The organism is Nonomuraea sp. B10E15 (genome assembly GCF_039871615.1).
Lineage (GTDB): Bacteria > Actinomycetota > Actinomycetes > Streptosporangiales > Streptosporangiaceae > Nonomuraea.
In genome coordinates this window covers 194,998-207,862 of sequence record NZ_JBDPMB010000001.1, presented here as the reverse complement: position 1 = coordinate 207,862, position 12,865 = coordinate 194,998, and the positions used below count along the sequence as shown (strand labels likewise).

Annotated in this window: 13 protein-coding genes; 8 read left to right on the top strand and 5 right to left on the bottom strand. The window is 68.1% G+C overall.

From position 1 onward, the window contains the following. Nucleotides 1-51: 51 nt before the first annotated feature. Both ABGB14_RS01000 and ABGB14_RS00995 read left to right on the top strand, forming a co-directional pair. Entirely contained in the window at nt 52-819 is a 768-nt protein-coding gene (locus ABGB14_RS01000) for an IclR family transcriptional regulator (protein WP_347641582.1), read from the top strand. Between the two features lie 12 nt (nt 820-831). Then, nucleotides 832-1,737: a 5-dehydro-4-deoxyglucarate dehydratase gene (locus ABGB14_RS00995; RefSeq protein WP_347641581.1), complete on the top strand. Its 906-nt coding sequence runs from the start codon at nt 832-834 to the stop codon at nt 1,735-1,737. A 373-nt stretch (nt 1,738-2,110) separates the two neighbouring features. On the opposite strand, the gene ABGB14_RS00990 is transcribed toward ABGB14_RS00995, so the two are convergent. Both ABGB14_RS00990 and ABGB14_RS00985 read right to left on the bottom strand, forming a co-directional pair. Then, nucleotides 2,111-2,362, bottom strand: coding sequence for a hypothetical protein (locus ABGB14_RS00990; RefSeq protein WP_347641580.1), 252 nt, complete (start codon nt 2,360-2,362; stop codon nt 2,111-2,113). A 10-nt stretch (nt 2,363-2,372) separates the two neighbouring features. Then, nucleotides 2,373-3,842 (bottom strand): aldehyde dehydrogenase (NADP(+)), encoded by a 1,470-nt coding sequence (locus tag ABGB14_RS00985; protein ID WP_347641579.1) that lies wholly within the window; start codon nt 3,840-3,842, stop codon nt 2,373-2,375. Nucleotides 3,843-3,947: 105 nt separating this feature from the next. Here ABGB14_RS00985 and ABGB14_RS00980 point away from each other — a divergent pair, with 105 nt between their 5' ends. From ABGB14_RS00980 to ABGB14_RS00970, 3 genes are all read left to right on the top strand, one after another. Continuing rightward, on the top strand, nt 3,948-5,204 hold the full coding sequence (locus ABGB14_RS00980; RefSeq protein WP_347641578.1) for a glucarate dehydratase family protein: 1,257 nt from the start codon (nt 3,948-3,950) through the stop codon (nt 5,202-5,204). Next, nucleotides 5,198-6,331 (top strand): hypothetical protein, encoded by a 1,134-nt coding sequence (locus ABGB14_RS00975; protein WP_347641577.1) that lies wholly within the window; start codon nt 5,198-5,200, stop codon nt 6,329-6,331. The genes ABGB14_RS00980 and ABGB14_RS00975 overlap by 7 nt, the downstream gene beginning before the upstream one ends. Nucleotides 6,332-6,819: 488 nt before the next feature. After that, nucleotides 6,820-7,314: a DUF402 domain-containing protein gene (locus ABGB14_RS00970; protein WP_347641576.1), complete on the top strand. Its 495-nt coding sequence runs from the start codon at nt 6,820-6,822 to the stop codon at nt 7,312-7,314. 369 nt (nt 7,315-7,683) lie between these two features. Here ABGB14_RS00970 and ABGB14_RS00965 read toward each other — a convergent pair whose 3' ends face one another. Then, nucleotides 7,684-8,007: a winged helix-turn-helix transcriptional regulator gene (locus ABGB14_RS00965; protein WP_347641575.1), complete on the bottom strand. Its 324-nt coding sequence runs from the start codon at nt 8,005-8,007 to the stop codon at nt 7,684-7,686. A gap of 173 nt (nt 8,008-8,180) precedes the next feature. Between ABGB14_RS00965 and ABGB14_RS00960 the strand changes: the two genes are divergently transcribed. Continuing rightward, the gene (locus tag ABGB14_RS00960; protein ID WP_347641574.1) at nt 8,181-9,056 is read left to right on the top strand and encodes an NAD(P)-binding domain-containing protein; all 876 of its coding nucleotides are present in this window, start codon (nt 8,181-8,183) and stop codon (nt 9,054-9,056) included. Nucleotides 9,057-9,196: 140 nt separating this feature from the next. Here the strand turns inward: ABGB14_RS00960 and ABGB14_RS00955 are convergent, their stop codons facing one another. Together ABGB14_RS00955 and ABGB14_RS00950 are read right to left on the bottom strand one after the other, a co-directional pair. Further along, nucleotides 9,197-9,838 carry a response regulator transcription factor gene (locus ABGB14_RS00955; protein WP_347641573.1) on the bottom strand — a complete coding sequence of 214 codons (642 nt, stop codon included), beginning with the start codon at nt 9,836-9,838 and terminating at the stop codon, nt 9,197-9,199. Further along, a complete protein-coding gene (locus ABGB14_RS00950; RefSeq protein ID WP_347641572.1) occupies nt 9,835-11,010 on the bottom strand; it encodes a sensor histidine kinase in 1,176 nt (391 codons plus the stop codon). The genes ABGB14_RS00955 and ABGB14_RS00950 overlap by 4 nt, the downstream gene beginning before the upstream one ends. Nucleotides 11,011-11,156: 146 nt before the next feature. On the opposite strand from ABGB14_RS00950, the gene ABGB14_RS00945 reads away from it, so the two are divergent. Together ABGB14_RS00945 and ABGB14_RS00940 are read left to right on the top strand one after the other, a co-directional pair. Next, nucleotides 11,157-11,876, top strand: a complete 720-nt coding sequence (locus tag ABGB14_RS00945; RefSeq protein ID WP_347641571.1) for an ATP-binding cassette domain-containing protein — start codon at nt 11,157-11,159, stop codon at nt 11,874-11,876. A gap of 92 nt (nt 11,877-11,968) precedes the next feature. Continuing rightward, on the top strand, nt 11,969-12,745 hold the full coding sequence (locus ABGB14_RS00940; protein ID WP_347641570.1) for an ABC transporter permease: 777 nt from the start codon (nt 11,969-11,971) through the stop codon (nt 12,743-12,745). Nucleotides 12,746-12,865 lie beyond the last annotated feature (120 nt).

Here is a 12,865-nt window from a genome sequence, read left to right as displayed (position 1 = left end):
ACGGTATCCCATATCCTGGATGTTTCAAGCCGCCGAAGGATACGAGATGGGATGAGTATGGAGCCCCAGCTGGTCAAGTCCGCCGAGCGGACGGTACGCATCCTCGAAGCCCTGGCCGACTCGCACCACAGCATGACATTGTCGGAGCTCCAGCAGCGCACCGGATTCCCCCGCAGCAGCCTCCACGCCCTCATGCGGACGCTGGTCGAGCTCAACTGGGTGGAGACCGACTCCGCCAGGTCGGCCTTCGGGATCGGGCCGCACGCGCTCCTGACCGGCACCGCGTACCTCGACAAGGACCCCGCGCTGCCCTACGCGCAGGAGACGCTGGAGGACCTCCGGGACGAGATCGGGCAGACCGTGCACTTCGCCCGGCGGGACGGCGCGCACGTGCTCTACCTGGCGACCAGGGAGTCACGCGACGCCGATCACGTGATCCCCCGCGTGGGGCGGCGGCTGCCCGCGCACGTCACGGCGCTCGGACAGGTGCTGATCGCCCAGCTCACCGACGACGAGGTCATGACACTCCTGCCGAAGCCGCTGGTGGGGCTGACCCACCAGACGATCACCGACATGACCAAACTGACCGGCGAACTCGACCAGGTTCGCACGCGGGGCTGGTCGTACGAACGCGAGCAGGGCACGCCCGGCGTGGCCTGCGTGGCCGTCGCGGTCGACTACCGCATCCCGGCCACCGACGCGATCAGCTGCTCCATGCCCGCCGAACTCGGACCCGCCGACGTCGACCAGATCATCGACGCGGTGATCAAACACACCCGCAAGCTGGCTGCCACCCTTCGCAGGGAGGGCATCCGCTAGAAAGGACCGTTGATGCGGCTAGATGGTGTTCTCTTCTTCCCGGTGACTCCCTTCGGCGCCGACGGCGACCTCGCCGAGCCCGCGCTGGCCCGGCACGTCGCCGCCGGGGTCGCGGCCGGGGCGGGAGGAGTGTTCACCGCGTGCGGCACCGGCGAGTTCAGCGCGCTCGACCTCGACGAGTACACCAGGGTCATGGCCGTTTCCGTCAGGGCCGCCGAGGGGCGCGTGCCCGTCTTCGGCGGCGCCGGCGGCCCCCTGCCCGCCGCCAAGGCCATCGCCAGGGCTGCGGCCGCCCAGGGCGCCGACGGGCTGCTGCTCATGCCTCCCTACCTGGTCACCGGTCCCGCGGGCGGCCTGGTCCGGTACGCCCGCGAGGTCGCCGAGGCCGGCGACCTCCCCGTGATCATCTACCAGCGCGGCACCGCCCGCTTCACCCCCGAGGCCGTCGCCGAACTGGCCCAGGTGCCCCACGTCATCGGTTTCAAGGACGGGCTAGGCGACTTCGACCTGCTCCAGCGGATCATCCTGACCGTGCGGAAATCGACCGACAAGCCCTTCACGTTCTTCAACGGGCTGCCGACCGCCGAGCTGACCGTGCCCGCCTATCGAGGGCTCGGGGTGAACCTGTACTCGAGCGCCGTGTTCGCCTTCGCGCCCGAGATCTCGCTGGCCTTCTACAAGGCGGTGACGGGCGGGGACGAGGTGCTGGTGCAGCGGCTGCTCACCCACTTCTACCTGCCGCTGGTCGAGCTGCGCGACCTCGTGCCCGGCTATGCGGTCTCGCTGGTCAAGGCGGGTGTGCGGATCCGGGGCCTGGAGGCCGGAGGCGTACGGCCGCCGCTGGTGGATCCCTCGCCCGAGCATGTGGCGACGCTGGAGCGCCTCATCACGACCGGCCTGCACATCGCCGGCGCCTGACCACCCGCGTCCCCCTGCCTCTGGGGGCGTCTTCGCGCTCGACACTTGCCCGCTCGACCTCTCACGCCCCGCATGCCCGCCACAACCAGCACACGCCCGCCCGACCCGAAACGCCCCAACCAGCACGCGCCAGCCCGACTCGAACCGCCACAGGCCCGCGCACGCCCGCCCCATCGGAATCCGCGATCCGAATCGCCACGCCCGCGCATACCCGCACCACCGAACCGCCACGCCCGCGTATACCCGCACCACCGAACCGGAGCCGAGCCCGCACCCGATCGGAGCCCGCACCCGATCCCTCGCGCACTCAACCCGAGCCCGCACCCGATCCCTCGCACACTCAACCCGAGCCCGCACCCGATCCCTCGCGCACTCAACCCGAGCCCGCACCCGATCCCTCGGGCACCCGGTCCCTCGCGCACCCCACCTCCAGCCGCCGCCCGCCGTCCACGAGGCCGAAGTGCCGGCCGAGCAGGTAGGGCGCGGCGAGGTCAACGGCCCTCGCACCGACGTCATCGCGTTGCCCTTCGAGGGCTTGCCGAGCCCGAAAGCCGGCCGAGGGCAGGGGCTCCCCGGCGTGAGGCGGTCCCGCGACGACCAGCGGCCGCCCCACGTCCTGGGTCACCTCCGAGGACTCACCCCTGCAACCGACCGTCCACCCGGCGTGAAATGGACAGCGGGTTGGCGTCCTTGAGCTCGTCCGGCAGCAGCGCCTCCGGCCAGTCCTGGTACGCCGTGGGCGCCAGCCACCGATCGATGGCCGTGGCGCCGACGGACGTGAACGCCGACGTCGACGCGGGCCACGGACCACCGTGATGCATCGCCCAGCACACGGCCACCCCGGTCGGCCACCCGTTCCAGATGAGCCGGCCCGCCTTCTTGCCGAGCACCTCGGCGACGTCACCCGCCTCGGCGGGATCGGTGCTGTGAACGGTCGCGGTCAGCGACCCTTCGAGCCGCTCGATCACCGGCGGCAGATCGGAGACGTCCCGGTAGGTCACCACGATCGCCGCCGGCCCGAAGCACTCCTCGGCGATGTGCGGGAGCTTCTGCGCGAACGTGTCGAGATCGGTGGTGAACACCTTGGGCGTGACCGCCCAATGCCCCTCACCGGGCTTGCCCTCGGCCAGCAGCCGCAGCTCGCCCAGCCGCTCGGCCCCGCCGAGATAGCCGTCCCTGATGCGCTCGGCCAGCATGGTCCCGCCGCTGGTCCCCTCAACGGCCTCCACGAGGGCCTGCCGCAGCTCGTCGTCGTCCGGCACGAACATGAGCCCGGGATTCGTACAGAACTGTCCGACGCCCAGCGTCAGCGACCCGGCGAATCCCGTGGCCACCTCCTTGGCGGGCGCCGACGGCAGCACGACCACGGGATTGACGCTTCCCAGCTCGCCGTAGAACGGGATCGGCACCTCCCGCTCGTCGATCAGTTTCTGGATCGCCTTGCCCCCGGCCACCGACCCGGTGAATCCGGCCGCGACCACCTCGGGGTGCTTGACCAGGTCGACGCCCGCCTGCATGCCCTGCACCAGCCCCAGCAGGTCGGGGTTCGGCAGCGCCTCGCGGACGATCTTCGCGACCCTCTCGGAGGTGTTCGGGTGCCCGGGGTGCGCCTTGACGACCACCGGACATCCGGCGGCCAGGGCGGACGCGGTGTCGCCCCCGGCCACCGAGAACGCGAACGGGAAGTTGCTGGCCGAGAAGACGGCGACGACGCCCTGCAGCGCGTGCTTCATCCGGCGTACGTCGGGCCTCGGCGGCGTCAGGGAGCCATCGGCGTGGTCGATGACGGCCTCCAGGTAGCCGCCGTCTCTGATCACCTGGGCGAACAGCCGGAACTGCCCGGCCGCACGTGCCACCTCACCGCGCAGCCGTACCTCTCCGAGTGCGGTCTCCTGGTCGGCGAGTTGCCACAGCTCGTCCACGTGCGCGGTGAGCGCGTCGGAGACGGCCTCGAGCGCGCGCGCCCGCTCCTCCGCGGAGGCGGCCCGCCAGGCGGCGCCGGCGGCGGCCGCGGCGGAGACGGCCACGTCGACCCCGGCGCTGTCGGTCTCGGGCAGTGCGGTACCCACGGTCTCGCCTGTCCTGGGGTCGTGTCCGTAGATCATCGAATGGCCCTTCGGAGTCTTGACACTTCTTCAGCCTGATTCTTACAGTTGCGGCGACTTGTCCACAAATCTGGCTATTGTTCACATATATGGACGGCGGTCGTAATGATCATTAGGCAGATCCGCATAACGCCTGTCGCCTTCCGGGATCCGCCCCTTCTGAACGCCGCTGGAGTCCACGAGCCGTGGGCCCTCCGTACCATTGTCGAGGTCGTCACCGACGAAGGTCTGACCGGGTTGGGAGAGACCTATGGGGACTCCGGCCACCTCGGCAAGGTGCGCGAGTGCGCGCAGGCCCTGGTCGGCCTCGACGTGCACGACACCAACACGATGTACGCCCGGATCAGCGCGATCACCGGCGACGTCGTCAGCGACATGCACGGCCTGACCGGTGTCGCCACGAAGGAGAAGAGCATCGACCGGGTCTTCTCTCCCTTCGAAGTGGCCTGCCTGGACATCCGCGGCAAGGCCGCCGGCGTGCCGGTTGTGGATCTGCTCGGCGGCAGGGTCAGAGACGCCGTCCCCTACAGCGCGTACCTCTTCTACAAGTGGGCGAGCCACCCGGACGAGGAGCCGGACCGCTTCGGGGCGGCCCTGGACGAAGCGGGTGTCGTCGAGCAGGCCAGGCTGCTCATCAAGGAGTACGGCTTCGCGTCCATCAAGCTCAAAGGGGGTGTCTACCCCCCGGACCAGGAGATCGCCGCCATCCGCGCCCTGCATGAGGCGTTCCCCGGGGTGCCGTTGCGCCTGGACCCCAACGCCGCCTGGACGGTGGAGACCTCGATCCGCGTGGGGCGGGAACTCGAAGGCACCCTCCAGTACCTCGAAGACCCCACTCCCGGCATTCCCGGCATGGCCGAGGTGGCCGCCGCCGTCCCCATGCCGCTCGCCACGAACATGTGCGTGGTGACCCCCGAACACCTCCCGCCCGCCATCGCCTCCCACGCGATCGGCGTGCTCCTGCTCGACCACCACTACTGGGGCGGCCTGGTCCGTTCCTCGCACATCGCCTCCCTCTGCGACACGTTCGGACTGGAACTGTCCATGCACTCCAACTCCCACCTCGGGATCAGCCTGGCCGCCATGACCCATCTGGCCGCCGCCACCCCGAACCTCACCTTCGCCTGCGACACCCACACCCCCTGGCAGAACGGCCAGGACGTGGTCGCACCAGGCGCCCTGCGCTTCACCGCCGGAGCCGTCCCCGTGCCCGCGGGCCCGGGCCTGGGCGTCGAGCTGGACCGCGACGCCCTGGCCCTCATGAGCGAGCAGTACGAGAAATGCGGGATCCGCGCCCGCGACGACACGACATACATGCGGCGCTTCGAGCCCGCCTTCAACGCGAGGAGGCCCCGATGGTGAACGTGGCCTACGTCTACCCGTGGGACGTCGTCGGCGACCCCTCCGCCCCCGAACGCCTCGCCGGCCTGGGCGTGGAGGCAGTCGCGCTGGCGGCCAGCTACCACTCCACCAGGGCCGCGACGCCGTACCACCCCGCACACCGCGTCCTGGACGTGCCCCACTCCGCCTTCTATCTCCCGGTACGCCCGTCATCGTGGTCCCGTCTCGTTCCCGCCTCTCCCACCTGGACTCCCGAGGACGCCTACCTCCGGGCGCGGGACGCCCTGAAGGCAGCCGGCCTGCAGGTGCACGCCTGGACCGTGCTGACTCACAACTCCCACCTGGGAACTGCCCATCCGGACCTGACCGTCCGTAACGCCTTCGGCGACCCCTTCCCGTACGCCCTGTGCCCCGCACACGAGGACGTCATCGAATACTGCGAGCGCCTGGTCCAGGAGATCCTCACCGTGGGCGAGCCCGACGGGCTGATCCTGGAAGCCTGCGGCCCGATGGGCTTCGGCCACCAGAGCGTCCACGAGAAGACATCCGGCGCCGACTGGACCCCCGCGGACATCGACCTGCTGTCACTCTGCTTCTGCACCGCCTGCGCCGACCGCTATCCCCCGAACGCCCGGGACCGGGTCCGCGCCGCCATCGACCGCACCCTTCCTGCCGAGACCTCGCACAGGACCATCGACGAGGCCCTGGACCGGCTGGCCGACGAGGTGCGCGCCGTCCGGACCGAGCTGTCCGCCTCCCTGCGCGAACGGCTCATCACCGTCGCGAGGAGCGCCTCCCCCGCTGTCACCATCACCCTGCACGCCAACCCGGACCCCTGGGCCGCCGGCGCCTTCGCCCCCCTTCCCTCAGGCGAGCCGGGAGCGGACGTGCTGGTGGCCAACTGCTGGGGCGACCCTGCCACGGACGCCGCCCGGCTCACCCGCCTCACGGAGCTGTGTGGCCCCGGTCAGCGGGTGGGCGCCTACGTCCTCGCCCTCCCACCCCGCCCAGGCGACGCGGAGGCACTGGCCGACCAGCTCAGCGCGTACGCCAAGGCAGGAGCGTCCGAGTTTCACCTCTACCACGCCGGTCTGGCCTCTCCGCAACGCCTGAAAGCCATGAGAGAAGCCCTGCGTCTCCATCGCTAGTGCGCTCGCTCGCGGGTGGCGTCCCGCAGAGCGAGGTGGTTTCTCACCTGCCCGGCCATGTCCGGCAGGTAGGCGACGCCATGCAACGTTCTCACCTGCCCAGCTATGTCCGGCAGGTAGGTGACGCACCACGTGATCGTCGATCCACCACTCGTCAGGGACATCACCCGGTGTCCCTGACCTGCTGGACGCGGGCTTCCGCGACGCCCACACGGCTTCCGCCACCCTCCACCCACGGCCCTCCGCAACGCGCAGACGTCCCCCGGCCCCGCTGCACAGCCTTTGCGACTCACTGGACATCAAGGCATTTCACGCGCCGCCCGGCCATGCTCGCCCTCCCCGACCACGCCGCCTGCCCCCTGACTCCACAGCGTTCCGGCGGAGGTTCGCGCCTGCGCCACAACGCCCTGCCGGGTCGCCACCAGCGTACGAGCCGGACCAGGGGAGGGTCCGAGCGCCGCCGCCCGGCGGCAGATAGGTTTCCCTCTATGACTGATGTTCGAGTCGTGTTTCGGAAGTACGGCGGAGCATTGCACTGGAACCACCCGGGCCGCGTGCTCGGGGAGGACGAGCACGGGGTCTGGGTGGAGGTGCCCGGCGGCACGGTCGCCCGCAAGGGCGTAGGGCCACCCGTCACGTGGGAGTCCACCGCGATCATGCTGTTTCCCCGAAACGACTGGTGGACGGCGTCGTTCAACAGCCCTCCCCACAGAAGCGAAATCTATGTCGATGTCACCACCATCCCGGAGTGGAGGGACGGTGAGGTGACCATGCTGGATCTTGACCTGGACGTGATCCGTCTGCGTGACGGCCGGCTCATCCTCGATGACGAGGATGAGTTCGCCGAGCACCAGATGCTCCTGAACTATCCACCTGAGTTGATCTCGCAAGCGGAGGCAACCGCGCTCTGGCTCCTCGATGCGGTACGCGAGAGAAAGGGCCCGTTCGGTGGCGCACACATGCAATGGCTGACCATAAGCTGATCTCAGCGAAATAGAAGAAACCGACGTCGGCGCATATCGTCGCTTGACCGTAAATCTCTGAAATTCCCTGCTGCTCACTTCGCGAGCGGGCACGCCCAGTATATAGGGCGCGCCGCCTCTCGACCACTTCCCGGCCGACCTGAGATCAGCTTTCACCGAACGACAGCAAGACCTGGCGACAAGTAAGTTTCGGTCAGAGATTCGTCTCGTGGTCCAATGATACCGCGGACTTCGAGGTCCGGCGGCTGGGGTGAGCGGGTGAGACTGCCATGATCCGCCGCCGGCACATCGTCATGCCCGGGCACGTCAGGATGGGGCAGGTCACGTGGCGGTGCTGCTGCCCGACTCATCAACTTTCTACGCTTTCTATCACCGCTTTGTCCCGGCATCGGGGACAAAGACCTTTTCGGCACCGATCCGCCGCATGCGTTCGGTGCCCCATTCTCCCAACTGGCTCAGAGCCGCATTGAGCGAAACGCCGTGCTCCGTCAGGGAGTACTCGACCTTCGGTGGCACCTCTCGGTGAACCTCACGATGCACGAGCCCGTCTTCTTCCATCTCCCGCAGATGTTGGATCAACATTTTCTCGCTGACGCCCGGCAGGCCACGCCGAAGCTCAGCGAACCTGCGAGTTCCGTAGTGGTGCAACTCCCAGAGGATCAACGACTTCCACTTGCCGGCGACGACGTCCATAGCCGCGTCGATGCCGCAGAAGTAGGGACCACGTCGTGCTGCCCTTGCCACCCGCCCCTCCCATACGTACTTACCCACGAGTGAGTACCTGACTAAATAGTCCGTACTGGTCAAACCTACCGGCAGCCGAGAGGATTCAGCCGAACGACGAACGAACACGAGGGAACCCAGTAATGACAACGAACAGCAGCGTCCAGGTAAGTGTTCTCGGCCTGGGAGCGATGGGCAGCGTCCTCGCGGGCGCCCTGGTGAAGGCTGGATACGCGACAACCGTCTGGAACCGTTCACCGAAGAAGGCGGACGACCTCGTCGCACAGGGCGCGGAGGCCGCCTCGACGGCCGGCGACGCCGTCCGGGCCAGCCGGTTGGTGATCGTATGCCTGCTCGACCACGCGTCGGTCCATGAGGTGCTCGATCCCCTCTCCCATGACTTGGCCGGACGAACGTTGATCAACGTAACCACGACGTCACCGGCTCAGTCGCGGGAACTGGCCGCCTGGGCAGCCCATGCCGGGATCGCGTATCTGGACGGCGGCATCATGGCCGTACCGCACATGATCGGCCAGCCTGGGTCATCCATCCTCTACAGCGGATCGGCCGATGTCTTCCATCAGCACAAGCCGCTGCTCGACCTGTGGGGAAGCAGCACCTATCTCGGTGCGGATGCTGGGCTGGCATCGCTGTACGACCTTGCTCTACTCGCGGGGATGTACGTCATGTTCGCCGGATTCATGCACGGCGCCGCCATGGTCGCGCCGGCCGGCGTGACGGCGGGCGAGTTCGCTGCTCTGGCCACACCTTGGCTGACCGCCATGACCGGCGGCTTCCAGGAATTCGCCGCCGTCATCGACGGCGGGGACTACGCCGTCGAAGGGCAACAGAGCCTCCACTTCTCCAACCTCGATGACCTCCTGGCCGCCAGCTCCGACCAGGGCATCAGCACCGATGTCGTCGCCATGGTCCAGCGGCTCATCCAACGGCAGATCGACGCCGGCCACGGGGAGGAAGGCTTCGCCCGGATCATCGAAAGCATCAAGCAACCGGGCTGATGGCCTGCGCGGACGGACGTGGCGTCATGGTCGTCTGATGGGCCGGATCGTTGAGCTGGCGCTGCCGCAACACCACCACCAGCACCTACGTCACGGCTCCATCACCTGCATCGCTGGGCGTACGAAATGGACGACGTGAATCAGCCCGCCGCGGAAACCAGCCCACTCTCATATGCGGCGATGACGAGCTGCGCCCGGTCACGCGCCTCCAACTTGGCCAGCAGCCGCGTGATGTGGGTCTTCACCGTGGCCAGACTCACCTGAAGATGCTCCGCGATCTCACCGTTGGACAGCCCACGGGCAATCAGCGTCAGCACATCCCTTTCCCGCTCGGTAACCCCGTCCAGCCCTCTCACCCGTGGCGTCACCGGGGTGCGTGTGAACTCTTCGATCAACCTTCGCGTCACCGTCGGCGCCAGAAGTGCCTCCCCGCTCGCGACCACTCTGATGGCGGCGAGCAGATCCGCAGGTGGCGTGTCCTTGAGAAGGAACCCACTCGCTCCAGCCCTAAGCGCGTCGTAAACGTATGCGTCAAGATCGAACATCGTCACCACAAGCACCCGGGAAACATCCTTGATCCTGCGGGTGGCCTCAATGCCGTCCATCTCCGGCATCCGGACGTCCATCAACACGACATCGGGCCGCTGCTCCAAGGCCACGGTGACCGCTTCGGCGCCCGTCGCCGCCTCCCCGACCACACCAAGGTCCGGCTCGGAGTCGACCAGCACCCTGAAACTTCCTCTGAGCAACGCCTGATCGTCGGCCACGACCACCCGGATCACGACGCCTCCTGATAGGGCAGCCGAGCGAACACCCGAAACCCGCTTCCAGGCCTGCTCCCCGCCTCGAACGTGCCGCCGTACATCATGACCCGCTCCCGCATCCCGATCAGGCCGTGCCCGGTGCCGGCGGAAGGCAACGTGCGTCTGCCCGGTCCGTCATCCATCACTTCAATCCGTACGTCCTTGCCGTCGGCCACGACGGAGACCCGGCACCGGGCAGGCGCCGCGTGCTTGGCAACGTTGGTCAGCGCCTCCTGCACGATCCGGTAGACCGACAACCCCACCCCCTCAGGCAGCCGGCCCTGTGGGTCATGAGCATCACCACCAGACACCGGCCCAGCACGACCGTCACCACCGGCGCGAACCTGCAACTCCACGTCAACCCCGGCCAGCCGCGCCTGCGCCGCGAGCTCCTCGAGCCCTTCGATGCCCGGGGCGGGCACGAGGTCAGGCACGTCGGTGGACCTCAGCATGCCGAGCAGGTGCCGCATCTCGACCAGGGCGCTGCGGCTGGCTGTCTCGATCACCCGCAGAGCGTCGTGCGCTTCCTCCGGCCTGGTCGACATCACATGATTGGCCACGCCCGCCTTCACGGCGATCAGCCCCACGCTGTGTGTGACCACGTCATGCAGCTCGCGAGCGATGCGCAGCCGTTCATCGGTCACCGCTTGCGACGCCAGCCGCTCGGCCTCGCGCGCCGCATAATGCCTGCGCTCGTGCACGGCACGGCCGATCGTCCATGAGCCGCCCAGGGCCGCGATCCCCATGAGCGGCTTGTCGAAATGGACCAGCCAGTCGGGAGCACTCTCCTGTGGCGCACCTGCCAGGGTCAACCCGAGCAACGTGACCAGACTTAAGCCGCCGATGGCGGACGAAGGGACCAGAGGGCCGGCCCTGTCGGACAGCGCGACAATATAGAGGGCGTACGCAGGTGCGAGGTAGGCGAACCCGATGGCATCGGTCATGACGGCGAAGACGGCCAGCACCGACGTCAGGCAGAACACAGGCAGCGGCCACAGTCTGCGCACCGACAGCAGCAGCCCGAGGCCGAAGGGCAGAGCGAACCTCAGCCATGGTGGCAGCGCCGTGGCGTTGACCGCCATCGTGAAGGCCACGAACCCGAAGCACAGCCCCACCGCCAGATCGAGCATGATCAGCTGGATGCGGCTCAAGCGCCGGGCGAAGAAGGGGTGCCTGTCGTCCACGCGTTGAACCGTAGCGGCTGAAGCGGCTGGCGCACGTCAGCCCAGGGTTTGACCTTCAGATTCGAACCGTGGTCCGACGCGCCGCCGACCCTCCGCACCGCATCCTTTACGGCGTGATCGAACTCCACCGCCTCACGAAACGGTACGGCGACACATGCGCGGTAGACGACCTGTCCTTCAAGGTCGGCCCCGGCCACGTGACCGGATTTCTGGGCCCTAACGGCGCCGGCAAGTCCACCACCCTGCGCCTGATCCTCGGCATCGACGCGGCCACTTCCGGGCACGCGCTCATCAACGGCCGGCCTTACCCATCGTTCAGCAGGCCGATGCACGAAGTGGGCGCGCTCTTGGATGCGAGCGCCGTCCACGGCGGACGCAGCGCCTACAACCACCTGCTCAGCCTCGCTCGCACCAACGACATCGGCCCAGCCCGGGTGACCGAGGTGCTGGAGCAGGTTGGCCTGGCGGACGTCAGCCGCAAACGGGTAGGCGGCTTCTCGCTCGGCATGAAACAACGGCTCGGCATCGCGGCCGCCCTGCTCGGCGACCCCGACGTGTTGATGTTCGACGAGCCTGTCAACGGACTCGATCCCGATGGCGTGCGATGGATCCGCGGTCTCATGCGCTCGCTGGCCGCTGAGGGCAGGACGATCCTCCTGTCCAGCCATCTCATGAGCGAGATGGCCCTCACCGCCGAGCACATCGTCATCATCGGCCGCGGCAAGCTGGTCGCCGAGGCGACGGTCGCGGATCTTACGGCGGCCTACCCATCGCTCGAAGACGCCTACATGGCGCTGACCGCCTCCAGCGTGCAGTTCGGAGCCGCCCGATGATCAGCCGGCGCAGGCCACCAGCCGAAGCCCTTCGAGCACCGAGCACCCCACGTGTCCGTCACCAGCGTCCCCGTACTCGGACGACTTCGTTCGTGGGCGTTCTCTCGTCGGAGTGGATCAAGCTCCGCTCTGTTCGCTCGACCCACCTCATCCTCGCCCTCGGCGTCAGCGCCGTTCTGCTGGGCTACGCGCTGGCCATGATGGCTGCCGGCATGTACGACGACGCCCCACCCGAACAACGATTGAGCGCTCGCATCGCGGACCTCGAGGAAGTGGTCGTGATCGTGCCCCAGCTCTGCATGGGCATCCTGGGCACGCTGGCCATCACGTCCGAATACGCGACCGGCATGATCAGAACGAGCCTGACCATCGTCCCGCGCCGGTGGCCGATGCTCGCCGCCAAGTCCACGGTCGTGGGGGCACTGGGCCTGATCACCGGTGCGACAGCGGTCTTCGGCACCTATGCCGTCACCCGATGGGTCCTCGGTGACCGGTTCTCGGGCGCATACTCCGGCGCGTTCGCGGACCGGCTTCCGCTCCTGATCGCCATCAGCGTCTCGGTGCCGGTGTTCGCACTACTCGGCCTCGGCCTCGGCGCGCTCCTGCGCTCGAGCGCCGGTGCCATCGCCATCATCGTCGGTCTCGTCTACGTCATCCCCATGATCATCGGCAACATCCCCGAGCCTTGGAGCGAACGCCTCGGATCCGTGATGATCGGAGCGCTTCCCCGCGAGATCACCGGCGACACGATCACAACCTCGGTCTACGGCTCGCTCTTGCCTCCCGCGGTGGCCGCCGCCGTGCTGGTCGCCTACGCAGCCCTCCCCCTGCTGGCCGCAGCCTGGCTGATGCGCAGGAGGAACGCCTGAGATGTGGGCGCCGATACTCACAAAGCATCCTGGCATGTCGACGCCGACCCATACGAAAGCCCTTGACCCGCAGGTCAAAAGACCGCTGCGGGCATGCGATCGTCCGGCGATGCGCAAGAC

Coding starts and splice junctions, on each gene's coding strand:
- ABGB14_RS00975 (WP_347641577.1), top strand. CDS start 5,198: ATGGTGAACGTGGCCTACGTCTACCCGTGGGACGTCGTCGGCGACCCC.
- ABGB14_RS00970 (WP_347641576.1), top strand. CDS start 6,820: ATGACTGATGTTCGAGTCGTGTTTCGGAAGTACGGCGGAGCATTGCAC.
- ABGB14_RS00965 (WP_347641575.1), bottom strand. CDS start 8,007: ATGGACGTCGTCGCCGGCAAGTGGAAGTCGTTGATCCTCTGGGAGTTG.
- ABGB14_RS00995 (WP_347641581.1), top strand. CDS start 832: ATGCGGCTAGATGGTGTTCTCTTCTTCCCGGTGACTCCCTTCGGCGCC.
- ABGB14_RS00985 (WP_347641579.1), bottom strand. CDS start 3,842: ATGATCTACGGACACGACCCCAGGACAGGCGAGACCGTGGGTACCGCA.
- ABGB14_RS01000 (WP_347641582.1), top strand. CDS start 52: ATGAGTATGGAGCCCCAGCTGGTCAAGTCCGCCGAGCGGACGGTACGC.
- ABGB14_RS00980 (WP_347641578.1), top strand. CDS start 3,948: ATGATCATTAGGCAGATCCGCATAACGCCTGTCGCCTTCCGGGATCCG.
- ABGB14_RS00960 (WP_347641574.1), top strand. CDS start 8,181: ATGACAACGAACAGCAGCGTCCAGGTAAGTGTTCTCGGCCTGGGAGCG.